General features: G+C 49.6%; 18 protein-coding genes. 11 read left to right on the forward strand and 7 right to left on the reverse strand.

Annotation, left to right across the window (positions count from 1 at the left end; genetic code table 11):
- Positions 1–237: 237 nt before the first annotated feature.
- On the forward strand, positions 238–456 hold the full coding sequence (locus RE317_RS08850) for a DUF4248 domain-containing protein (protein WP_032952811.1): 219 nt from the start codon (positions 238–240) through the stop codon (positions 454–456).
- Positions 457–679: 223 nt separating this feature from the next.
- Here the strand turns inward: RE317_RS08850 and RE317_RS08855 are convergent, their stop codons facing one another.
- The gene (locus RE317_RS08855) at positions 680–1,756 is read right to left on the reverse strand and encodes a hypothetical protein (protein WP_005841454.1); all 1,077 of its coding nucleotides are present in this window, start codon (positions 1,754–1,756) and stop codon (positions 680–682) included.
- A 31-nt stretch (positions 1,757–1,787) separates the two neighbouring features.
- Complete coding sequence (locus tag RE317_RS08860; protein WP_120002700.1) at positions 1,788–3,863, reverse strand: hypothetical protein; 2,076 nt, start codon at positions 3,861–3,863, stop codon at positions 1,788–1,790.
- Between the two features lie 239 nt (positions 3,864–4,102).
- Here RE317_RS08860 and RE317_RS08865 point away from each other — a divergent pair, with 239 nt between their 5' ends.
- From RE317_RS08865 to nhaA, 8 genes are all read left to right on the forward strand, one after another.
- A complete protein-coding gene (locus tag RE317_RS08865; RefSeq protein ID WP_005851579.1) occupies positions 4,103–5,380 on the forward strand; it encodes a replication-associated recombination protein A in 1,278 nt (425 codons plus the stop codon).
- Positions 5,381–5,550: 170 nt separating this feature from the next.
- Complete coding sequence (locus RE317_RS08870) at positions 5,551–6,507, forward strand: D-2-hydroxyacid dehydrogenase (RefSeq protein WP_007846502.1); 957 nt, start codon at positions 5,551–5,553, stop codon at positions 6,505–6,507.
- Positions 6,508–6,550: 43 nt separating this feature from the next.
- The gene (locus RE317_RS08875; protein WP_117694877.1) at positions 6,551–7,045 is read left to right on the forward strand and encodes a C-GCAxxG-C-C family protein; all 495 of its coding nucleotides are present in this window, start codon (positions 6,551–6,553) and stop codon (positions 7,043–7,045) included.
- 165 nt (positions 7,046–7,210) lie between these two features.
- Positions 7,211–7,414 carry a winged helix-turn-helix domain-containing protein gene (locus RE317_RS08880; RefSeq protein WP_005841464.1) on the forward strand — a complete coding sequence of 68 codons (204 nt, stop codon included), beginning with the start codon at positions 7,211–7,213 and terminating at the stop codon, positions 7,412–7,414.
- A 154-nt stretch (positions 7,415–7,568) separates the two neighbouring features.
- Entirely contained in the window at positions 7,569–7,757 is a 189-nt protein-coding gene (locus tag RE317_RS08885; protein ID WP_005851585.1) for a type II toxin-antitoxin system HicA family toxin, read from the forward strand.
- A 39-nt stretch (positions 7,758–7,796) separates the two neighbouring features.
- Positions 7,797–8,189 carry a type II toxin-antitoxin system HicB family antitoxin gene (locus tag RE317_RS08890; RefSeq protein ID WP_005841468.1) on the forward strand — a complete coding sequence of 131 codons (393 nt, stop codon included), beginning with the start codon at positions 7,797–7,799 and terminating at the stop codon, positions 8,187–8,189.
- 83 nt (positions 8,190–8,272) lie between these two features.
- A complete protein-coding gene (gene lepA, locus RE317_RS08895; protein ID WP_005841470.1) occupies positions 8,273–10,054 on the forward strand; it encodes a translation elongation factor 4 in 1,782 nt (593 codons plus the stop codon).
- A 131-nt stretch (positions 10,055–10,185) separates the two neighbouring features.
- Positions 10,186–11,526 (forward strand): Na+/H+ antiporter NhaA, encoded by a 1,341-nt coding sequence (gene nhaA / locus RE317_RS08900; RefSeq protein WP_007846505.1) that lies wholly within the window; start codon positions 10,186–10,188, stop codon positions 11,524–11,526.
- A 2-nt stretch (positions 11,527–11,528) separates the two neighbouring features.
- On the opposite strand, the gene RE317_RS08905 is transcribed toward nhaA, so the two are convergent.
- Positions 11,529–13,802, reverse strand: coding sequence for a PAS domain-containing sensor histidine kinase (locus RE317_RS08905; RefSeq protein WP_008671261.1), 2,274 nt, complete (start codon positions 13,800–13,802; stop codon positions 11,529–11,531).
- A gap of 216 nt (positions 13,803–14,018) precedes the next feature.
- A complete protein-coding gene (gadC, locus tag RE317_RS08910; RefSeq protein ID WP_005841477.1) occupies positions 14,019–15,596 on the reverse strand; it encodes a putative glutamine/gamma-aminobutyrate antiporter GadC in 1,578 nt (525 codons plus the stop codon).
- A 166-nt stretch (positions 15,597–15,762) separates the two neighbouring features.
- On the opposite strand from gadC, the gene RE317_RS08915 reads away from it, so the two are divergent.
- Together RE317_RS08915 and RE317_RS08920 are read left to right on the forward strand one after the other, a co-directional pair.
- A complete protein-coding gene (locus RE317_RS08915; RefSeq protein WP_005841479.1) occupies positions 15,763–16,497 on the forward strand; it encodes a potassium channel family protein in 735 nt (244 codons plus the stop codon).
- Positions 16,498–16,578: 81 nt separating this feature from the next.
- On the forward strand, positions 16,579–19,242 hold the full coding sequence (locus RE317_RS08920) for a transglutaminase domain-containing protein (protein WP_110506589.1): 2,664 nt from the start codon (positions 16,579–16,581) through the stop codon (positions 19,240–19,242).
- A gap of 94 nt (positions 19,243–19,336) precedes the next feature.
- Here RE317_RS08920 and RE317_RS08925 read toward each other — a convergent pair whose 3' ends face one another.
- From RE317_RS08925 to RE317_RS08935, 3 genes are all read right to left on the reverse strand, one after another.
- Complete coding sequence (locus RE317_RS08925; protein WP_005851598.1) at positions 19,337–20,200, reverse strand: copper homeostasis protein CutC; 864 nt, start codon at positions 20,198–20,200, stop codon at positions 19,337–19,339.
- A gap of 300 nt (positions 20,201–20,500) precedes the next feature.
- The gene (gene glsA, locus RE317_RS08930; RefSeq protein WP_005841484.1) at positions 20,501–21,463 is read right to left on the reverse strand and encodes a glutaminase A; all 963 of its coding nucleotides are present in this window, start codon (positions 21,461–21,463) and stop codon (positions 20,501–20,503) included.
- Positions 21,464–21,528: 65 nt separating this feature from the next.
- Positions 21,529–22,977 (reverse strand): glutamate decarboxylase, encoded by a 1,449-nt coding sequence (locus tag RE317_RS08935; RefSeq protein ID WP_005841486.1) that lies wholly within the window; start codon positions 22,975–22,977, stop codon positions 21,529–21,531.
- Positions 22,978–23,151: the final 174 nt, after the last annotated feature.

Genomic DNA, 23,151 nt, shown 5'->3' on the forward strand with positions numbered 1-23,151 from the left:
GCTGAAAGAACCCTATCTTTCACGTGTAAGATCCTATATCTTACAGCTGTAAGATTATAGATCTTTCGCCTTCATCGTCCCGACATTACAAAGATACGATGTGCGGATTCCGGAAAGTTGATTCCGGTGGGTTGTAGTTGATAACAGTTGATTCTAGTTGATTATTGTTGGAAAAACATTCTTTCTTCTCGTCCGTTTTTCGTACTTTTATGGAAGTAAATAAAAAGTATGGAATGTATGGAGAATTTTGAGATACGCACGTATGGCCGCACCGAACTGGCCCTGTGTTATTTCCCGGATTTGAATCCGCAGGTGGCTTACCGTAAGTTGCAGTATTGGATTGACTATTATCCTCACCTCAGGGAGAAACTGGAGAAGATGGGCAGTGGCTTGAGCTGCCGTACCTATATGCCGGCTCAGGTACAGCTGATTGTGGGGGCGATAGGGGAGCCTTGAAAGGGGATTGTGATGGAGTGCGGCCAGATAAAAAGAATGGCTTCCCCGATTGCGTAATCGATATGGCAAGTGAACGACCGGCTCCTGTTGACAGTCGCATTGAAAGATTGGCAAGGTTGATATGTGTGAATGAAAATGACACGAATGACGCCAATCAGAGATATAAACCCAATTTGCGCCATTCGTGTCATTCGCATTCTGGATAAAGAACGGAATAGAACCTCTATTCCCGTATTTCTCCCTTATGCACCAGCATTTTCACCAGTGTCCGTTTGGAACTGTGCGTGTCCGAAACCCATAGCACAGAGTCGTTTTGCGCATAGATGCGGGCAGGCTGGGAAAAAGCATATCCTTTTACAGTTTTTATTTTCTTGCTCCATTCGTTGGACTGGCGTTCGTATATGTTGATGGCATCATTGTCGCCGGTAGCATACCAGCGGTCGCCGCACAACGCCAGTGTCTTGGGCTTGAAGCCGGGCGACAGGGAAAGGTCGTCCAGATCGATGGAAGCGTCGTTCGCCAGATCATCGTTGACCAGTGCCGGATCGAGCACCCGTATTTTCTTCCCTTCATAATCCGTGAGCAGCAGATGCCCTTCCGCATCGGGCTGCATGGAATGGCTGGCAAAGCCGTTGTTGCCCGGACTGCCGTTGCCGGATGCCCGGCGGTAGCGGTTCACCTTCTGGTAATTTTCCGGGGTGGCATCCTCCTCTTTGTAAATGCTGACCATTCCGTTCTTGTCGCGTGCGAAAATCAGCCCGTCCTTTACCGTCATGGCCTGTGCCTGGAATACGGGGCCGCTCCATTGCCCGTTGCCTATGCAGGTGAGGTAGGACAGTTCCGGCAACCGGAATACATGGATGCGCGACTGGCGTTCGGCCACATACAGCCGGTTGCCCGACGGCACGATGGCTTCTATCTGACTTCCGAAACTCTTCTCCCCGCCGTCGTGCTGCCAGCTCTGCAAGGTTCCCAGCCGTTCACCTTTCTTTATACTGAACAGCAACAGGCTGCTGCCTGCCTTTCCGATGTTTGCGATGAAAAGGGTATCCCCCAGATGAGCGACGGTATAAGGGGTGAAATCCTCGGCCGTTTCCATGCCCAGGGTTTCCGCATCAATCAGTTGCGCCGCCTCATACGAGTAATACCAGTAACTGTTATAATCCCCGTTTCCTTCTCCTTCCCCGTTTCCTCCGCCGGGAGCGGAGGGGTAGCCGCAGATTTCATCCAGGGTGACTTTGCTGCATTGTGCCGTCAGGACTCCGGACAGCACAATCAGGATATAAGCGTATATTTTCATGTTGTTCTTACTATATTATATAGGTATATATTTATTTCAGCTCACTCATGGGGATGGCGTAAACGCATGTCCCGTTTTTCACGCGGTCGGTGATGAACAGCGTGTGGCGGCGGATGCAGAACTTCTCGGGTGCTTGCAGGGTGATGCCGCCGATGGTGGTATGGTCCTTCACGATCTCTCCCGTCCGGGGATTGACCTCACAGAACTTTTCTGTGCCGTTGGAACTTACAAACAGCCTTCCTTCGTAGAAATCCAAGTCGTAGGGTACATTTTTATAAGCCAGTTGCCCGGTGCGTTTGGGTGAAACTCCTTCCCGTATCCCGTCGGGGGCGAACAGGTCTATGCGTTTGGCGGGATGGGTGGAGTAGAGCAGGCCGGTCTGTTCGTCCACCGCCATGCCGTAAGTGCCGTTTGTTTCGCCCAGATGTTCGGAACGTACATAAATCCGCGGAGTCACTCCGGACTGTATAGCCTGCTCTTCTACAAAGTTGACGTAGCGTTTGTCGTGTATCATGACCAGCCCTTTGTAGAGCAGCACATCGAAGGCATGTACGGTCTGCGTGGGCCCCGTTCCCCAGCTTCCATTGCCTATGCAGGTAAGGAACTGATGGCTCTTCGCATCAAAAATCTCGGTACGGCTTCCTTCGTGGGTGACATAAATCTTGTCGTGGGCACGGGTGATACCGTTCGGGCGGCCGCCGAATTTCCCGGTAGCTTCTCCGTGTTTCCATTCCTTGATGCTTCCCAAGTGCTTCTTGCCGCCGCCGGCAAGGCCGAACACCTCTACGCTGTACTGGTTGTCCGCATCGTTCACGGCATACAGGGTATCTCCGTACACATATACATCCTTGGGGCGGAAGGTGGTTCCCGTAGCGCCGGGCAAGTCGGTATAATCCAGCTTGAACGCCACCGGCTCCCCGTCGTTTCCTCCCCGGTCGGTCTCTCCGCGCAGGGGAGACAGGCCGCCGTCCAGCGCATCGAGTTCCGGGTCTTCGATAATGTGTTTCGAAGCCACGTATATATCATCAAAATAACGGTTCCTGCTCCAGCGGGTGTGCAGGAAGCGGCGGGAATAGACGGGCAGCTCCTTGTCCAGCGACAGCGCCACATATACGTTGTTGCACAGGGTGATCCACCCCGGTCCCGTCTGTTCGTAAGTCATGTTTCCCGCATGGCCGTAGCCCACACAGTGGGCAAACTCGTGGAATATGGTTTCGGTGATGCTTTTGTCATCGGCATAGTGTTCCAGATAACACACTTCATGCATGCCGAAGGTGGTTCCTCCGCCCAGTCCCATCACGCCGGTGGTATAGCCGAAGGTCAGTCCGCGGTGGTTGAGCACGTTGGCCAGCAGGGCGGTCTTGTCTATTTCCGCCTTGTCATTGTTGCTGTGCAGCGGGCCGAACTCGTACAGGGCGGTCTTGAACCGTTCCGACGAGAACATATACGCCATGTTCAGCGCGATGGCCACCGCCTCACGCGTGTGCGAAGCCTTCATCTTGTACTTCCAGCTGTCCTGGGTGTCGCTGTATCTGCCGAAGGCGATGTACCATTTGCACCGGATGGATTGCAGCCTTGCCCAGTACGGGTCGTCACACTCTACGGTGAAGGTCAGGTTTTCTTCCGTGAGGTAGGGGTTTGCCATGATCCGTATTTTCTTTCCGCTGCGGGTATAGGCGGTCAGGTCCTTGGTGGCGAACGGTATGTGTACCCGGAGTTGCTGGAAAGGCATGATCTTTTCCAGCGACATGAACTTGAATTCTTCCTCGTAACCGTCTATCCTGGCCCAGAAAGTCACGTTTTTCAAGGCTCTGGGACTATAGAAACGGAGTTGGAAACAGTGCTCGTCGTCCATTCCGAACTGAAGAGGCCGGCTGACGTAGAAGCTGCGCTGGCCGGAGTCGAAATAAACATCCTGGGATTCATTGTCATTCAGCAGGTAATACGTGTTGTCCGGGTTATAATCCGTTTCGGCCAGCCGGACGGGCAATTCGTTGTTTGCCACGTTTCCTTCTCCGGAAACCGGAAGTTCGTCCTCTTTGCAGCTACCCAGCAGTAAAAGCATACCTGCTAAAATCAACAGGCTGGTGGAAAAAAGTTTTTTCATCGTCTGTCTTTATTAGAATTACATTTAAATTTGAAATAATCACTCTTTTGGAAAAGGGTTGCAAAAATAATTGTTTTGGATCAGACGGACAAAGAACCTGTATTTCATTTTGTATGAGTCCTTGTTTTTTATGTTCTTTTGTTTTTCTGCCTCAAAAAAATAAATCCTATATTGTTGCCCTGGGCTTTGTTCATAGGAAAATATGCTGTATTTTTGTTATCCGAAATAAAGATGAAGATATGGCACAACCTTTAGCAGAACGTTTGCGTCCGAAGACATTGGACGATTATATAGGTCAGAAACACCTGGTGGGGCCGGGGGCTGTCTTGCGCAAGATGATCGACGCGGGACGCATCTCCTCCTTTATCCTCTGGGGGCCTCCGGGGGTGGGGAAGACCACGCTGGCGCAGATCATAGCCAACAAGCTGGAAACTCCTTTTTATACACTGAGTGCGGTCACTTCCGGTGTGAAGGATGTGCGCGATGTGATAGAGAAGGCGAGAAGCAACCGTTTTTTCTCGCAGGCCAGCCCCATCCTGTTCATTGATGAAATCCACCGGTTCAGCAAGTCCCAGCAGGATTCCCTGTTGGGGGCGGTGGAAACGGGAGTGGTGACCCTGATAGGCGCCACCACCGAGAATCCCTCGTTCGAGGTGATCCGGCCCTTGCTCTCCCGCTGCCAGCTGTATGTGCTGAAATCATTGGAGAAGGAGGATTTGCTGGAACTGCTGCATAATGCCATCGCAAAGGACGTGATACTGAAAGAGAAGAAGATAGAGCTGAAGGAGACGGATGCCATGCTCCGCTTTTCGGGAGGCGATGCCCGCAAGCTGCTGAACATACTGGAACTGGTGGTGGAGGCGGATGCGGATGCCGGACCCGTGGTGATTACGGATGAGAAGGTGACCGAGCGTTTGCAGCAGAATCCGTTGGCATATGACAAGGACGGGGAGATGCATTATGATATCATTTCCGCCTTTATCAAGTCCATCCGCGGAAGTGATCCGGACGGGGCGCTCTACTGGCTGGCGCGTATGGTGGAGGCCGGAGAGGACCCGGCTTTCATAGCCCGCAGACTGGTCATTTCGGCAGCCGAGGATATCGGTCTGGCCAATCCCAACGCATTGCTCCTGGCGAACGCCGCTTTTGATGCCGTGATGAAGATAGGATGGCCTGAGGGGCGTATCCCGCTGGCGGAAGCTACGGTGTATCTGGCCACCAGCCCTAAGAGCAACTCGGCATACGAGGGAATCAACAGTGCCCTGGAACTGGTGCGGCAGACGGGCAACCTGCCTGTTCCCTTGCATCTGCGCAACGCACCCACCAAGCTGATGAAACAGTTGGGCTATGGCAAGGATTACAAGTATGCACATGCCTATCAGGGCAATTTCGTGCAGCAGCAGTTCCTGCCGGACGAGGTGAAGGACAGCCGCATCTGGCATCCGCAGAACAATGCGCAGGAAGCGAAGATAAAGGAACGGATGCAGAGCCTCTGGGGGGAACGGTTCAAGGAATGAAAATGAATTGCATTGATCCTGTGCTATAAAATTAAAAATTGGAACGCAAATGACATAAATCCAACCTTCCGGCCGGTTTATATCCATGCTGTGCAGCTGTTAATTTGCGTCATTCGCGTTCCAATCTAACCGAATAAATGAACAAAACATGGAATTTAACTTTTGAGCATATGAAAATAGTAGTTTTAGACGGTTACGGATTGAATCCCGGTGATTTGTCATGGGAGGAGATGCGGGCGTTGGGCGAGCTGACGGTGTACGACCGCACGGCCCCTGCCGAGTTATTGGAGCGTTCTGCCGGAGCGGAAGTGCTGATTACAAATAAAACGGTGATTACGGCGGAGGATATGGCCGCTCTGCCTGCCTTGAAATACATCGGCGTGCTGGCTACGGGATATAATATTGTGGACATCCAGGCTGCGAAAGCGCGGGGCATCATTGTCACCAACATACCTGCCTACAGCACCGCTTCCGTTGCCCAGATGGTCTTTGCGCATATACTGAACATCACCCAGCGTGTAGGCCATTATGCCTATGCCAACCGTCACGGGCGTTGGGCGAACAATCCCGACTTCTGCTACTGGGATACCGACCTGGTGGAGCTGGACGGGAAGAAGCTGGGAATCATCGGCTTGGGAAACACCGGACAGGCGACGGCGCGCATCGCTGCCGCTTTCGGAATGCAGGTATGCGCCTATACTTCCAAGCCGCAGTCACAACTTCCCGGAGGAATCCGGAAAATGGAGCTGGATGAGCTGTTCCGCGAATGTGACGTGGTGAGCCTGCACTGCCCCCTTACACCCGATACCAAAGAGCTGGTCAATGCCGCCCGCCTGGCCCTTATGAAACCGACGGCCATTCTGATAAATACCGGCCGCGGTCCCTTGGTGAACGAGAAAGACCTGGCCGACGCACTGAACAAGGGTGTGATAGCGGCTGCCGGACTGGACGTGCTTTCTTCCGAGCCTCCCCAATATACCAACCCCCTGCTGACGGCGAAGAACTGCTTCATTACGCCGCATATCGCCTGGGCCACGAAAGAAGCCCGTGTCCGGCTGATGCGGATTGCGGTGGGGAACTTGAAAGGATTCATCAAGGGTGAGATTGTAAACAATGTGGCGGAATGAGAACAAAGGAAAAAGACGGAAAGAAAAGAAGGAGGTAAGAAAAATGGAAGAAGACAAGAATACGTTGGATTTGCATACGGAAGTTAGGGAAGAGGACAGGGTGGCAAAGGCCGTTGCCTTGTTCAAGGAAGGATATAACTGCTCCCAGTCCGTAGTGACGGCTTTTGCCGATCTGTATGGTTTCACCCGTGAACAGGCCCTGCACATGTCCGCCTCTTTCGGCGGCGGCATAGGGCGGATGCGTGAAACCTGCGGTGCTGCTTGCGGCATGTTCCTGCTGGCCGGGCTGGAGAAGTGCGCCATCGAGGGGAAAGACCGTGAGAGCAAGGCGGCGAATTACGCTCTGGTGCAGGAACTGGCCGAAGAATTCAAGAAGCGGAACGGCGCCCTGCGGTGTGCCGATTTGCTGGGATTGTCCGGAAAAGAGCCGGTAGTATCCACACCGGAAGCAAGGACGGAACGGTATTACGCCAAGCGTCCTTGTGCAAGAATGGTGGAGGAAGCGGCCCGGATTTGGAGCGAACACCTCGAAAAATAAAAAAAATAGGTTGAAAAATCGCTTTTTCTTATAGAAATACAAACTTTTTCGATGCAAAAGTGTTGAATAACATAATTTTGTGTATCTTTGCAAGCGATAAGAAACACAAACATTCACATCGGAATGTGTGGGTGCGGTTAACGTTTAACTAAAAGCAAATTGAAAATGTTGAAAGAAAAAGCAGGTGCTTTGGCCGGACAAATCTGGGAAGCATTGAATGGAACTGAAGGTTTGACACAAAAACAAATCAAGAAAGCAACCAAACTGAAAGCTGACAAGGATTTCTTCCTGGGGCTGGGCTGGCTGCTGAGAGAAGATAAGGTCGTTACTTCTGAAGTGGAAGGCGAGATCTTTGTAAAATTGGTGTAAGAAGAAGATTTTAAACTCATAAAAAAATGCGTTGGCACATCGTTTGGTATGTTGTCAACGCATTTTTTTTGTATTATAGTAATAATATGAATCATCTTTTTGAATAGTATTCATATTATTACTATATTTGCAGGGTAATTAAGTCCAAAACGTTATGAGTTACAAATCAGTGAAAGACGTTGTAACGATGTTGCTGGAAAACGGTTTTGTATTGAAGAGTCAGAAGGGTAGCCACATGAAATTTGAGAAGGATGGCATGATTGTTATCGTACCGGATCACAACAGCAAAGGCGTTGAGAAAGGCACTTATTACAGCATTCTGAGACAAGCGGGGTTAAAGTAGCCCCCCTTGTTCTCTTGATATTTTAGGACAGGAGGCAATATGAAAACAGTGGAAGTGATTGTAGAACACGCAGGAAAGAACTTGAGTGCTTATATCGAAGGTGCTCCCGTTATTACCGTAGGCAATGACATGAAGGAGATTGAGGATAACATGAAGGAGGCAATAGAGTTGTATCTGGAAGATAATCCGAATCCTTGTGAAGTCTTGTCGGGAGAGTTTGAATTGAAATTTAAGATAGATGCCGCTACTTTTATCAACTATTATAGCAGCATCTTCACCAAGGCTGCTTTGAGCCGGATTACCGGAATCAATGAACGCCAGTTGTGGCATTATGCAGCCGGAGTGCATAAACCTCGCAGGCGGCAGTTGGAAAAGATCCAGAAAGGCATACAGTCTTTGAGCAGGGAATTGTCTGCTATAAATTTATTGTAGTCTTTAAAATCTTGTTCTTTTTGCGTATCTTTGCGCCCGAAAAGCAAGAAACTTGTTTGTTTTTAAATAGATAGCTGTTAAAGATGAAGAATATCCGTAATTTTTGCATTATAGCACATATAGACCACGGGAAATCGACCTTGGCCGACCGTTTGTTGGAGTTTACAAAAACCATCCAGGTAACCGAAGGGCAGATGCTTGACGATATGGACCTGGAAAAGGAGAGAGGTATTACGATCAAGAGCCATGCCATCCAGATGGAGTACGAGTATGGGGGAGAGAAGTATGTACTGAATCTGATTGACACTCCGGGACACGTGGACTTTTCATACGAGGTATCCCGTTCCATAGCCGCCTGTGAAGGGGCGCTGCTCATTGTGGACGCTTCGCAGGGAGTGCAGGCGCAGACTATCTCGAATCTGTACATGGCGTTGGAGCATGACCTGGAAATCATTCCCGTGCTGAACAAATGTGATATGGCGAGTGCCATGCCCGATGAGGTGGAAGATGAAATCATCGACCTGCTGGGCTGCAAACATGAGGATATTATCCGTGCCTCCGGCAAGACCGGAATGGGTGTGGAGGAGATATTGAAGGCGGTGGTGGAACGTATCCCGCACCCGACGGGTGACGAGGAGGCGCCGCTACAGGCTTTGATTTTCGACTCGGTATTCAATTCTTTCCGTGGAATCATCGCGTATTTTAAAATAGAGAACGGTGTGATCCGCAAAGGGGACAAGGTGAAATTCTTCAATACCGGCAAGGAGTATGATGCAGATGAGATCGGTGTGCTGAAAATGGATATGATTCCCCGTGCGGAACTGCGCACAGGAGATGTGGGGTATATCATTTCGGGCATCAAGACCTCGCGCGAGGTGAAGGTGGGGGATACCATCACTCACATCGCCCGTCCGTGTGAAAAGGCGATTGCCGGATTCGAGGAAGTGAAGCCGATGGTGTTTGCCGGGGTTTATCCTATCGAGGCGGAAGATTACGAGAACCTCCGCGCTTCGCTGGAGAAACTTCAGCTGAATGATGCCTCGCTGACTTTCCAGCCGGAGTCCTCACTGGCTCTGGGATTCGGATTCCGTTGCGGTTTTCTGGGATTGCTTCACATGGAGATTGTTCAGGAACGTCTGGACCGCGAGTTTGATATGAATGTGATTACGACCGTGCCCAACGTGTCGTACATGGTGTATGACAAGCAGGGACATGCCAATGAGGTGCATAATCCCGGCGGTATGCCCGATCCGACGCTGATTGACCACATCGAGGAACCTTTCATTGATGCCACGATCATTACCGCCACCGATTACATCGGCCCTATCATGACACTGTGTCTGGGCAAGCGCGGTGAACTGGTGCGGCAGAATTATGTGTCGGGCAACCGGGTGGAGATTCACTACAAGATGCCGCTGGGTGAAATCGTGATTGACTTTTATGACAAGCTGAAGAGTATCTCGAAAGGATATGCTTCCTTTGACTACCATCAGTCGGGTTTCCGCCCTTCCAAACTGGTGAAGCTGGATATCTTGTTGAACGGTGAGCCGGTGGATGCGCTTTCTACCCTGACACATGTGGACAATGCCTATAACCTGGGCAAGCGTATGTGCGAGAAACTGAAAGAGCTGATTCCGCGCCAGCAGTTTGATATTGCCATTCAGGCAGCTATCGGGGCGAAGATTATCTCAAGGGAAACCATCAAGGCGGTGCGCAAGGATGTGACCGCGAAGTGTTATGGCGGTGACGTGAGCCGTAAGCGTAAATTGTTGGAAAAACAAAAAAGAGGTAAGAAACGAATGAAACAGATCGGTAATGTGGAAGTACCGCAAAAGGCGTTCCTGGCCGTTCTGAAGCTGGATTAATTCAAGAATAAACAAGCTCTGGGGAGCAAACAATAAGCGGGCTCTTTCTGTTAGTTGAAATTAAAAAGTCAATAACAGGAAGGGCTTGTGTTTTGATGGCAATTTATCACAAACTCTTAAATTCAATTGATATGGAAAAACTGAAAATTCTGAACTTGAACTTTTCCTTCCAGCGGGCGGCGCACTATCATATTAATGGAGGGATGTTGCTGATGGGGGTAGTCTTGCTGGCTATGTTCCTGGCCAATTCTCCGTGGGGGGATATTTATGCCTCCTTTTGGAATTACGAGGTGCATCTTCAGATAGGAGAATTTAATTTCTTCAGTCATAACGGGCATCACATGACCTTGATGACTTTTATCAACGATGCTTTGATGGCTGTCTTTTTCTTCAGTGTGGGGCTGGAGATAAAGCGTGAGATACTGGTGGGCGAGTTGTCCAGTTTCCGGCAGGCGCTTTTGCCCATCGTGGCGGCGTGCGGCGGTATGCTGGTTCCGGTGCTGATCTATTATTTCATGACGGCGGGAACTCCGGCCCAAAGTGGTCTGGCCATACCGATGGCTACGGATATCGCCTTTTCGCTGGGAGTGCTCAGCCTGTTCGGCAAGCGGGTTCCGCTGAGCTTGAAAGTCTTTCTGACCGCTTTCGCTGTGGTCGATGATATCGGCGGCATTCTGGTCATCGCCCTTTTTTACACCTCTCATCTGTCGGTGAACTACCTGATTGCTTCGGCGGGTATCCTGCTGATACTTTGCGGCGGGAATTTCTTCCGGGTGCACAACCGTTGGTTTTATATTTTCTGGGGAGTGATTATGTGGTATCTGTTTTTGCAGAGCGGCATCCACGCTACCATTGCGGGAGTTGTCGCAGCCTTCACGGTTCCCGCCACTCCTCATTACAAGATAGGTAAGTACATTAACCGCATCCGCGAGAACATTGCTGTCTTTCCTGCCAGTGACAAGGAAAGTGTTGTGTTAAGCAAGATGCAGATCAATGTGCTGAAAAGCATCGAGTCTTCCTCGGACCGTGTCATCTCTCCCTTGCAGTCATTGGAAGACAGTCTGCATGGAATGGTGAATTATATTATTCTTCCCTTGTTCGCCTTTGCCAATGCGGGTGTCTCGCTCACGGCGGATCATGGCGGTCTGGAAGTGGGGATGGCTACCTGGGCGGTGCTGGCGGGATTGCTGGCGGGTAAGTTTGCCGGCATTTATTTCTTTACCTGGCTGGTGATAAAGATGGGGTTCGCCGGACTGCTGAAAGGCATGACCTGGGTGAACCTGACAGGTATCTGTCTTTTGGGAGGTATCGGTTTTACGGTTTCTTTGTTCATAGCCAACCTCTCTTTCGGGGATTCGCCGGTGTTGCTGACGCAGGCAAAGATGGGTGTCATACTGGGAACGGTGCTGGCGGGTGTGCTGGCGTATCTGGTCTTGCAGTTCGCCCTGCCTAAACAGCCTGCACAGGAATAAAATTACAGATAGGGCAGTACGGCGGTGAAACGGCTGCCCTTGTTCACCTCGGATTGCACATCGATGTGTCCGTTCATTTTTTCTACAATGACCTTGCTGATGGCGAGTCCCAGCCCTACACCCTGTACAAACTCATTCCGCTTGTAGAACCGCTCGAATATCATTTGTAATTCTTCTTTAGGGATTCCCGCACCGGTATCTTCTACGAAGATATGGATTTCCTTTTTCTCTTTGTCGCAGAAATAACCCAGTTTGATGTGTCCTTGGGAGGTGAACTTCTTGGCGTTTCCCAAAAAGTTGGTGATGACTTGGGTGAGGCGCATACGGTCTATGTGTATGGTCACATCCTCGTCGGGAAATTCTTTGATGAATTCCACAGGAGGGAGAATAATTACCTGATGGGTCTGATAGACCGTTTCGGCGAAATGATGCGCGCTGCAATCCTCGCAATGAAAGGACATATTGCCGGATTCTATGCGGGATAGTTCCAGCACATCATTGACCAGCTTCAACAAGAGTCTGGTATTGTTGTCTATGATGGAGGCAAACTCTTTTTTCTCTTCTTCCGAGATGTTTTTCTCGGTAGTGAGCAGGTTGGAGAATCCCACGATGGCATTAAGCGGAGTACGGATTTCATGGCTCATGTTGGCCAGGAAGGATTGTTTCAGTTCCGCCTGTTCCGCCAGTTTGCGGGCGCGTATCAGTTCTTCTTCCTTGTCTTTGATCTCCTGAATGTTTACCAGAAGTCCGGTGATGATAGGATTTTGTTCATTATTCTGCAACACGCTGTATCTGAATTCCCACCATTGGTAACCGGTGTCGTTGAATTGGCAACGGTATTGGGCTGTTCTTCGTTGCCGGTGTAGTATGTTGGATACGTTTTTTCTGAACCGGGCTTGTTCGTCGGGGTGTACATAGTGGGCTATTTCCTCTATTCCCAACAGGTTTTGGGAACGGTTGGTCAGTTCGCAGAAAGCTTGGTCGAGCACGGCGGTCTTTCCGTCGAAACACCACGCGTAGGTATTTCCTCCCTCCAGTGCAAGCGTTAATGCTTCGTGTTCGAACCTGAGGTTGCGCAAGGCTTCTTTTTTGCGTCCTTTTTCCAGTGTATAGATATAAATAAGGTAGGCTATCCCCAAAAGGAGTGTGAAGACCAGGAGGCTTTCAAGAATCAGGATGGGGGTTGCGTATTTTTCCCTCCACGGCCTGTACATGATGGTATATTCCGGTGGAATGCTTTCAAGGGGGATCTGGTATCTCTTCATGGCCTGCCAGTTGACCAGGTACTGTTTGGCGATTTGTTTTACCGCCGGGACGGGTATCTTTCCTTGCAGTCTTTCTTTGATGCCGGCGGTCATGTCTCTTAGCTGTGTTTCGATGGGGGCGAAATAACCTCCCAGCATGTATTCCTTTATCCCGAATCCTTCGTTGATGGTTTCGAATCCGGGATTGTCGAACAGGCTGCCGATGCGCAGGGTGGTATAGTCCCGTTTGGTATACAGGAACAGGGAGTATTGGAAGACTCCGCTGGACAGCCACATCAGGTCGCGGGCAGCTACGGAATCACTGGACAGGCGGACTACGACGGTGGAGTCCAATTGGTTGTATTCGTTCAGCTTTTCGTACAGGGATTCATATTCGGTATCATCTTTGTCACTGATGGGGATATTCAGCTTGTCGGGCCGGGCCTCTTGTCTTTTCCATTGGTGGAGGGTGATTTCCGATCCTTTGCATTGTTCGCTCAGGTCTTTCCAGATAAGGCGGTCAAGCACGGTCCGCCCGTTCAGGATGTGGATGCGGACTTTGCCCATGATGCGTTCTATCATCCGGCAGGTGGTGAGGTAATCGGGTTTGTCTATGTAGCCCGTAATGTTGGGATATTGTGCCAGCAACTCTTGGTTGGGATAATTCACCCCGCTGAATACGACGGGAACCTGCCTGATATACGGGTTTCCGCAAGCCATGACAGAGTAGGTTGCCTGATCATCGAGCACGGCAATCAAATCCCCTCCCCATGAGCGGATGGAATCTGCAAACTCGGAAATCCGTCGCTCTTCTTCTACGGATTCGTATTTCTCGCAATCCAGATAAAAGGTGCGCAGCTGGAAGTCTATTTGCTGGTCTTTCAGTCCTTTGACAAACAGTTTGTTTACAATGCCGGCACCGCTGTACCCTTCCTGGTAGGAATGGATAAGGGCTATTTTATATTTTTGTGCATAAAGCGGACTCCCTATAAGAAGGGCTGTCATAAAAATGAAAAAGGCCTTATGCTTCATGTCAAACGTGATTATTAAGTGAACCGGGGGACAAAGATAGGAATGTTTCTTTAATTCCGGCTATGATTTACAGGAAATTATTGGAAGAGAGAGGGAAATAACCATCCCGGTTGGTGGAAAACAGCAATTCCGGCTTCTTGAAAAACATGCTTCTTGCTTTTCAAGGAACCGGAATTGCCTGTGATAAAAAGGAATGGGCCAACCCGTCAGCGGGGGTTATTTGTGTTGCTCCGGAGACGGGGTACTTTGAGAGGCCGGTCCGGCGGCAGCGTTTGTAGAGGCGCTTGAAGCGGAACTTTTAGCCGCGCCGGAAACCGGAGCCGCTGTCTGTGCCGTTGTGGCCTGTTCTTCCCAGTGGAACGGTTCGAACTGTGTATCCTTGTCTACCCATGACGGTTTGCGCGATGCGTAGATTATGAACGGAGCTGCGACTACCACGATGCAGCCGATAATCAAAACGGCAAACCATACGGTGTTGCTGCCTACCGCAATCTGGCTGGGCGGAATGAAGCTGAGCACGAATGCCAGTAGTGAACCACAGAAACCCAGACCGCCGATGAGCCACATCAGTCCGTTGCCTTTGCTGCCGATGCGGAACGGGCGCGGGGCCTTTTTCATATTGTAACGCAGATAAATGGCGCCGCTGAACATCAGCAGATACATGATAAGGTAAAGCAATACGGTGAGCTGTGACAGGATTTGGTAGAAACTCTGTACGGAAGGCATCACAACGAACAGCAGGCTGAGCAAGGTTACGGCAAGGCCTTGGATCAGCAGAATGTTTTTCTGTACGCCGTTGGCGTTGGTCTTCTGGAAGAAGGGAGGCAGATAACCTGCTTTGCCCACCGCGAAGATACCTTTGGACGGACCTGCCACCCAGGTCAACACGCCTGCCAGCACACCGAATGCCAAAGCCACGGCGATGATAGGCGACAACCACGAAGCATGGACATACTTGAAGTAATTATCAAAGCCTACCAGCAGACTCTGTGTCAGGTTGATGTCCTTTTCGGGAATGATGATCCCCAGTGCGAAGGTGCCGAGCACGAAGATGATCACGGTGATAGCCGCACCGATGAATACGGCTTTCGGATAGTTCTTGGCAGGATTTTCCATGTCTTTTACGTGGATACCGCCCATTTCCATACCGGCATAGAACAGGAAGATGCTGGAAGCCAGTACCAGGTTGTCGAAGTTGCTGAAGTCGGGGAAGAAGTTGCCGTCAAAGTTCATCTGGCTCTGTCCGCCGGAAGCAAGGTAAATCACCGCCAGCACCATCAGCAGGCCGGCAGGAATGATCGTACCTACCATACCGCCTACTTTGGCCACTTTGCCTACCCAGCCCATGCCTTTCAGCGAAATGAAGGTGGCCAGCCAGTAGATAATCAAGACCACCGCCAGTGAGTAATAGCGGTTGGATGCCAAGGCCATATCATGGGTGTCACTCATGCCGATAAATGCCAGTGCCACGGCTCCGAAAGTCAGGACGGTGGGATACCAGATGGTGCTTTCCACCCATTGCAGGAAGATGGCGAGGAAGCCGAATTTCTTTCCGTAGGCTTCACCCACCCATCGGAACACACCGCCTTGCTTGTCCTGGAACATGGCCGCCAGTTCCGCCGCTACCAACGAGGTAGGTATCAGGAAGACGATGGCCGCGAATAAATAATAAAATGCCGAACTCAGTCCGTATTCGGCTTCAGCAGGCAGCCCGCGCAGGGATACTACCGCAGTCACGTTCATAATAGCGAGGGTAAATACCCCTAGCTTGACTGATTTACTAATGTTTGCCATAAAGTTTAGGTTTTAAAAAATATATGTTTTTTGTTTACGGAGTTTATAACAACTCCCTGGAAATGATGTTTATCCGTTTAGGTTTATTAACCCGGAAGGTATCCGGAATGAAACAATCGCACCCGGAAGGGTGTTTCTAGAAAAAACAATATAATCAGTATAGTTTATGAAAACAGCTTTCTCCTCATTCATCTATTCCCGCAGGGGGATTTACGGGATCTTGCATATACTCATCCTGTTGATGTCCCTTTTTCTGGTTATCAGTATCTCGATAGATACTTTTCATAACATCCCTTTCCTGAATCAAGGTTCTTATCTGAAGATTCAGTTCTGGATATGTATGTTTTTCCTGTTCGATTTCCTGCTGGAGTTTTTCCTCTCGAAAGAAAAAGGAAGATACTTCACCAGCCATTTTATTTTCCTGCTGGTATCTATACCTTATTTAAATATCATTGATTTCTATCACATCACTTTCTCGCCCGAAATCAGTTATTTCCTGCGCTTTATCCCTTTGCTGAGGGGAGGGTATGCGCTGGCCATCGTGGTGGGCTGGCTGTCGGGCAGCAAGGCGTCCGGGCTGTTTACCTCGTACATCACCATGCTGATGGCCACCGTGTATTTTGCCAGCCTTATCTTCTTTGTGCTGGAACATAAGGTGAACCCTATGGTGACGGACTACTGGAGTGCGCTGTGGTGGGCGTTTATGGATGTCACTACCGTAGGGAGCAATATTTATGCCGTCACTCCTACGGGGAAAATACTGTCGGTGGTGCTGGCCGCCCTGGGAATGATGATGTTCCCCATTTTCACGGTATACGTCACCAGTCTGGTGCAGCAGGCCAACAAGCGGAAGGAGGAATATTATCAATCGCAACAATCGGAGCCGGCGGATACTAAATAATAGCTTGAACTTCGTCAAAAATAAGAAAAAAGTCTTATCTTCGTAGCCAATAACAAATTGCTAACCTAAATAAACAACAAGATGAAATTATTGGCTCTGTGTGCGGCGGGGATAGGCTTGATGCTGTGTGCCTCGTGTACAAACAACAAACATTTGATCAGTGATGAGGCTGAACGTGCCGCTGTTCAGCAGGATTTTGAGGCACGGCGTGATACGCTGGCCCAAGGTGACCTCTTCCAGGTATTCGAACAACCCATGAGCGATGAACAGAAGGAGGCGATGACTTTCCTTTACGCCTATATGCCTTTGGCGGATATAGCGGATCATCCCGGTGAATTCTATCTGGAAAACGTGGATTACGCTTTCAAGGCGCGTGAGGAGATGCCGTGGGGAAAAGTGGTTCCCGAACGCGAGTTCCGCCACTTTGTATTGCCCATCCGCGTAAACAACGAGAATCTGGACGACAGCCGTAAGGTATTCTACGAGGAACTGAAGGACAGAGTGAAAAACCTTTCTTTATATGATGCCGTGCTGGAAGTGAACCACTGGTGTCATGAGAAGGTGATTTATACTCCCTCTGATGCCCGTACCAGTAGTCCGCTGGCTTCCGTAAAGACAGCCTACGGACGTTGCGGCGAGGAATCTACGTTCACGGTAGCCGCCTTGCGTTCGGTAGGCATCCCTGCCCGCCAGGTATATACGCCGCGTTGGGCACATACCGATGACAATCATGCCTGGGTGGAAGCCTGGGTGGATGGCAAATGGTACTTCCTGGGTGCTTGCGAACCCGAACCGGTACTGAATCTGGGTTGGTTCAACGCTCCCGCTTCACGGGGTATGCTGATGCACACCAAGGTGTTCGGACGTTATAACGGACCGGAAGAAGTGATGTACCGCACTCCCCGGTATACGGAAATCAATGTGATTGACAACTATGCCCCTACGGCAAAAGCCGATGTGGCCATCGTGGATGCGGATGGCAAACCGGTGGCTGATGCCAAAGTGGAATTCAAGGTGTATAACTATGCCGAATTTTATACCGTAGCTTCCAAACAGACGGATGCGGACGGCAAGACGTTCCTGACAGCCGGAAAAGGGGATATGCTGGTATGGGCTTCCAAAGATGGAAAATTCGGTTACTCCAAACTGTCTTTCGGAAAAGACAATGCCTTGACCGTGAAACTGGACAAGACGGCCGGCGAGGCTTATACACTGGATATGGATATCATTCCTCCGGTGGAAGGCGCCAATATGCCCGAAGTGACTCCCGAACAACGTGCGGAGAACAATCGCCGCATGGCCTTGGAGGACTCTATCCGCAATGCCTACGTGGCTACGTTCATGACGGATGAATCGGCCCGTCATTTCGCTAAAGAGTATCAGTTGGATGAGGATGTTGTTGCCAAATTGCTGGTGGCATCACGTGGTAACCACGAAACCATCCGTGACTTTATGGCCCGTCTCCGTTCGGAGAAGTCAAAGAAGGGCGGCATTGACCTGCTTCAGCAGATTTCCGCCAAAGACCTTCGCGATGTAAGTTCCGAAGTGTTGATAGACCACATGATGAATTCACATCTGTGCGCCAATGCCGATTATTTCCGCAGATTTGTGCGTAATCCGCGTGTGAGCAACGAAATGATTACTCCGTACAAAGGATTCTTTGAGAAAGCAGTGCCCGAACAGGAGCGTGAGGCTTACCTTGCCGATCCGATGAAGCTGGTTGCATGGGTTGCCGAAAATATCCGTGTGGACAAGGATTGCAACCTGGGCGGTTCTCCGATTACTCCGGAGGGGGTGTGGAAGGCCCGTACAGCCGATGCGCACAGCCGTGATATCTTTTTTGTTTCCATGGCACGCAGCATGGGTATTCCTGCACGTATAGACGAAGTGACCGGAAAAGTGCAGTTGATGGGTGATGAAGGTGCTGTTGATGTGAACTTTGAGGCGATGGAACAGGCCAGTGCGCCTACCGGCAAGTTTATTGCCAGATATACGCCGATCAAGTCTTTGGCCGACCCGAAGTATTATTCTCATTTCTCTATTTCCAGACTGACTCCTGCCGGAACCTTGAAATTGCTGAATTATGATGAAGGCGATATTGATATGGGTGGCGGCGCTACTTGGGCTAATCTGTTGAAGAACGGAACGGCACTGGATGCCGGCAATTATGTGATGGTGACCGGTACTCGTCTGGCCAACGGCGGCGTATTGTCCCAGCTGACTTTCTTTACCATCAAGCCGGGAGAAACGACTACGGTGGACTTGGTGATGCGTGAAAGTAAGGATGATATTCAGGTAATCGGTAATTTCAACTCGGAATCTACTTATAAACCGATAGATAGCGATGAACTGAAGTCTATTCTTGCCACTACAGGACGTGGTTACTACATTGTAGCCGTACTGGGTGCCGGACAAGAACCTACGAACCATGCCTTGCGTGATATTGCGGCATTGGGTAAGGAGTTTGATGAATGGGGCAGAGGAATCGTGCTGTTGTTCCCCAACGAGGAGCAGTACAAGAAGTTCCGCCCGCAGGAATTCCCCGGATTACCGGCTACCATTACTTACGGTATTGATGTGGACGGTTCCATCCAGAAGCAGATTGCAGAAGGCATGAAGTTGTCTAACAAGACTATCCTGCCTATGTTTATCATTGGGGATACCTTTAACCGGGTGGTATTCGTGTCACAAGGATATACCATCGGACTGGGTGAGCAGCTGATGAAGGTGATACATAAGCTGTAGGATTCAGTATAAACAAAAAGTAACGCGGATATTCAAGTTTGCAAACTGAATATCCGCGTTAAATATATTGATAGCGTTTATGCTTACCTGTTGTTTACTTGTCATCATCCAAGTCATCGTCCTCATCGTCCCAGTCATCCTCTTTCTTTGATTTCTTGGGGTTGAGGCTTTTGTTTTTCTTTTCCAGTGCTTTGTCGTTTTCGTCTTTCATTGCCAGTTCGGACAAGGCGGCTTTTACTTTGTCAGGATCGGTAACGTCTTTCAGATACTCTTCTATCTTTACAGTACCTCCCATGGATACTTTTGAGTTACGATAAATCATGCCGCTGTCTACGCTGCTACGTCCGGAGAAATGAAATTCCGAAGTTCCGGTTTCTTCGGCAATCTTACGGATATTACCGGCATTCACACCGCATCCCGGCATGATGATGATCCGTCCGTCGGCCTGTTCCACCAATTCTTTCAGAAGAGGGATTCCCTTTTCGGCGGTAGCTTCCTGTCCGGAAGTAAGAACCCGGTCTATACCCAGTCCGATAATCTGTTCCAAGGCCTCTTTGGGATTGCTGCACATATCAAAAGCACGGTGGAAGGTGACACTCATCTCGCCTACCGCATTCATCAGTTTCTGCATCAGAGGCACATCGACATAGCCTTCTGCGGTAAGACAGCCGAATACCACACCGTCCGCACCCAGCTGGCGTGCCACTTTAATATCATGCAGCATGATTTCTTGTTCAATAGGAGAATATAGGAAATCTCCGCCACGGGGACGGATAATGACATGCAGTTTTGTTTGGTTCAATAATTGGCGTGCCATACGGATTTCACCAAAAGACGGGGTTGTTCCGCCTTCCGGAATACCTGCACATAGTTCTACACGATAAGCACCGGCTTGTTGTGCCTTCACAGCACTTTCCACGGAGTTGGCGCAAATCTCGATTTTTGATTTGTTACTCATAAAGTTATTTAATAGTTAATTCAATTCCATAATCAACGTCATCGGGCGCTTTGGGCTGTTCCAGCATTTCTCTTTCAAATATTCCGCCAAGGGAACTCCAATGGTTTCTCTGCGTGAGTTCGTCATTGGTCCGGTTCTTTACGGATGACTTTGTTCTTCATAATATGATGAATTTGTCAGTGCAAAGATAGGCATAATGTAAGAGTGTGAGAAATTTTAGCGGGAAAAATTTTTAATTAAAAAGCCGGTACTCCTCTCGGAGTGAGAGAAATACCGGTTTTCCTATGGGAACGAAATGGATTATTGCACGTGGATGCGATGGCCATTGAATACGTTCATGCCCAGTTTGTTCATAATATGCTTGATGGCAAGCTGTGCTTTCACGGAGTTGCCGGCGTCATCCAGAGGAGGCGCGAAGGCTGCAATGCCCATGACACCCGGCATTACGCCCATGACACCGCCTCCTACGCCTGTCTTGGCAGGAATTCCCGAAGTGTAAAGCCAGTCGCCTGTATGCTGATAGAAACCTACGGTAGCTATCATGGAGGTGATTTTCGGGGAGAGGGCTTTGTCGAACACTTGCTTGTTGGTGTTCGGGTTCAATCCTTCGTTGGCGATGGTGGCTCCACAGATGGACAACTGTTCTGCAGTGATGCCCATGGAACACTGGCGGGTGTAGAGGTCGAGCGACATATCGGGGTCATCGTAGATACGGTTATAATTTTTCAATAGCCAGGCGATGGAACGGTTGTTGAAATTTGTCGCCGACTCTGACCGGTACAGTTCGTCGATCAGTTGCGGGGTACTTCCGCATAGTTCGGTCATATTGTCTACGATGGCTTTCCACTTGGCATCGCTGTTTCCTACGGGTTGCACCATACTGTTGGCCGAGATGGCGCCGGCGTTTACCAATGGGGTGGACGGATGGTCGTTTTCCAACAAGATGGCCATGATGGAGTTGAACGGCAGTCCGGTAGCATCGGCGCCAATCATTTCGAGCACCTTGGGAGCACCGTATTGGCGGAGTACCAGGATGGCGGTCAGCACCTTGGAAACGGACTCGATACCGAAACGGTACTGAGAGTCACCCAGTTGGATGATTTCTCCGTTCATCAGGCAGATACTGATTCCGAACAGTTTGGGGTCAATATTTGCCAGATAAGGGATGTAGTCGGCGTTCTTACCGTCTGTATTGTCCTTGTACAGATTGTAAGCCTCCTGGGCAACATCCTTTATTTGCTGGATAGTTATAGTTCTTTCCATAAATTAATTTGATTGAAGTAACCATCTACCTTAACGGCGGATGGTTGCATTATTGTTATCTATGCTTATTTTTTAGCGGCGTTGCTATGGGCATTGTGAGTGAACACAGTACCTTTTACAGCGATATTCTTGTCTTGGGCGATGCGGGTAGGAGTGGGATATTCCAGTTTCTCGAACTCGCAGATGGCATTCTTGATGTCGTTCAACAACATATCCGCCATGTCACGGCTGAATCCCTGACGTACTACAACACGCATAACCACGTAATTCTGGATATTTTCCGGCAAGGTGTAGGCAGGAACCATCCAGCCGCTTTGCTGCAATTTAGCCTGCAAATCGTACAGAGTCCATTTGGCATTCTTTGCATATTCGGGTTTCATGTACCAGATGAACAAAGGATTTACTACGTCATCGCTGTAATTTACGAACGGAGCCATCTTGGCTATTTCGCTGTGGATGTACTTGGTGATTTCCATGGAATTGTATTGGATGGCTTTGTATCCTTGGAATCCCAGACGGATAAATTGGTAGTACTGTCCCAGAATCTGTGCGGCGGGACGGCTGAAGTTCAAACCAACCTGTGTGATGTTCGCACCCAGATAATTTACACTGAACGACATGGCATCCGGAAGGTATTTCTTGTCTTTCCATACTACCCATCCCAGTCCCGGATAAACCAGTCCGAACTTGTGCCCGGAAGTGCTGATGGAGAGAACCCATTTCAAGCGGAAGTCCCATTTTGTGTCGGGATTGAGGAACGGCAGGATGAAACCGCCGGTTGCAGCATCTACATGGATAGGAATATCATAGCCGGTTTTGGCGTTGTAGGCATCCAGTGCTTTGTCCAACGCTTCCACGTCATCGTTCAAACCTGTCCATGTCACACCTTGGATGGGGACGATGCAGATGGTGTTCTCGTCACACATCTTCAGTGCTTCTTCGGGGTCCAGAGTGGTTTTGTCCAAGGTGAGAGGTACTTGGCGCATTTCAATTTGCCAAAGTTGGGCGAACTTTTCCCAAACAACCTGAAAACCGCTTGAAATGACAAAGTTAGGCTTGTCAGTCGGTTTTCCCTGAGCTTTACGTCTGTCTTTCCAGCGTAACCAGGCGGCTACTCCTCCCAGCATACAAGCCTCGCTGGAGCCGATAGCCAGTGCGCCGGTTTTCCATTTTGCCTGTTCGGGCGAATTCCACAAATTAGCCATGATATTGATACATTTGGCATTCATCACTGCAATACGAGGATATTCTGTTTCATCAATGTAGTTGATGCTGATGGCTTCGTTCATCAGTTTGGTGGCATAGTCGTCCATGTAGGTGGTAACGAAAGTGGCCAGGTTAAGGCGTGGCTGGGTTTGGGCGAATGTTTCGTCTTTTACCATTTGATAAGCAATCTGTGGGGTGGTAGGTTCCATAGGGATGGTATCTACCGGGGCAGGCTGTAGCATTTCGTTTGAACCAAACACGGCTGTCTTTGCGTCACCGTCTCTCAAATCACAATTACATTCTTTCATTTTACTTAAAGTTTAGATTAGTAATACAATGGAAAACATGGGAGTTTCCCGCGTTTTTCTCCCTCAACAGGAGGTTTGGAGAAAAGTTTCTTGATTTTATGTTTTTTAATTTATGGGGGATAATGTGTCATGCGGAACATAGCGCAGCCAATTGGCATAGTAGCATATGGGCAC

Origin of the sequence: Phocaeicola sp. GP0067 (assembly GCF_031119655.1) — a bacterium.
Classification (GTDB): Bacteria; Bacteroidota; Bacteroidia; order Bacteroidales; family Bacteroidaceae; genus Phocaeicola; species Phocaeicola vulgatus.

Bases quoted from the DNA above. Each gene is read 5' to 3' on its own strand.
- RE317_RS08865 (WP_005851579.1), top strand. From the start codon at position 4,103: ATGGCACAACCTTTAGCAGAACGTTTGCGTCCGAAGACATTGGACGAT.
- RE317_RS08875 (WP_117694877.1), top strand. From the start codon at position 6,551: ATGGAAGAAGACAAGAATACGTTGGATTTGCATACGGAAGTTAGGGAA.
- RE317_RS08850 (WP_032952811.1), top strand. From the start codon at position 238: ATGGAGAATTTTGAGATACGCACGTATGGCCGCACCGAACTGGCCCTG.
- RE317_RS08870 (WP_007846502.1), top strand. From the start codon at position 5,551: ATGAAAATAGTAGTTTTAGACGGTTACGGATTGAATCCCGGTGATTTG.
- RE317_RS08890 (WP_005841468.1), top strand. From the start codon at position 7,797: ATGAAAACAGTGGAAGTGATTGTAGAACACGCAGGAAAGAACTTGAGT.
- RE317_RS08925 (WP_005851598.1), bottom strand. From the start codon at position 20,200: ATGAGTAACAAATCAAAAATCGAGATTTGCGCCAACTCCGTGGAAAGT.
- nhaA (WP_007846505.1), top strand. From the start codon at position 10,186: ATGGAAAAACTGAAAATTCTGAACTTGAACTTTTCCTTCCAGCGGGCG.
- RE317_RS08905 (WP_008671261.1), bottom strand. From the start codon at position 13,802: ATGAAGCATAAGGCCTTTTTCATTTTTATGACAGCCCTTCTTATAGGG.
- RE317_RS08915 (WP_005841479.1), top strand. From the start codon at position 15,763: ATGAAAACAGCTTTCTCCTCATTCATCTATTCCCGCAGGGGGATTTAC.
- RE317_RS08935 (WP_005841486.1), bottom strand. From the start codon at position 22,977: ATGAAAGAATGTAATTGTGATTTGAGAGACGGTGACGCAAAGACAGCC.
- gadC (WP_005841477.1), bottom strand. From the start codon at position 15,596: ATGGCAAACATTAGTAAATCAGTCAAGCTAGGGGTATTTACCCTCGCT.
- RE317_RS08880 (WP_005841464.1), top strand. From the start codon at position 7,211: ATGTTGAAAGAAAAAGCAGGTGCTTTGGCCGGACAAATCTGGGAAGCA.
- glsA (WP_005841484.1), bottom strand. From the start codon at position 21,463: ATGGAAAGAACTATAACTATCCAGCAAATAAAGGATGTTGCCCAGGAG.
- lepA (WP_005841470.1), top strand. From the start codon at position 8,273: ATGAAGAATATCCGTAATTTTTGCATTATAGCACATATAGACCACGGG.
- RE317_RS08920 (WP_110506589.1), top strand. From the start codon at position 16,579: ATGAAATTATTGGCTCTGTGTGCGGCGGGGATAGGCTTGATGCTGTGT.
- RE317_RS08885 (WP_005851585.1), top strand. From the start codon at position 7,569: ATGAGTTACAAATCAGTGAAAGACGTTGTAACGATGTTGCTGGAAAAC.
- RE317_RS08860 (WP_120002700.1), bottom strand. From the start codon at position 3,863: ATGAAAAAACTTTTTTCCACCAGCCTGTTGATTTTAGCAGGTATGCTT.
- RE317_RS08855 (WP_005841454.1), bottom strand. From the start codon at position 1,756: ATGAAAATATACGCTTATATCCTGATTGTGCTGTCCGGAGTCCTGACG.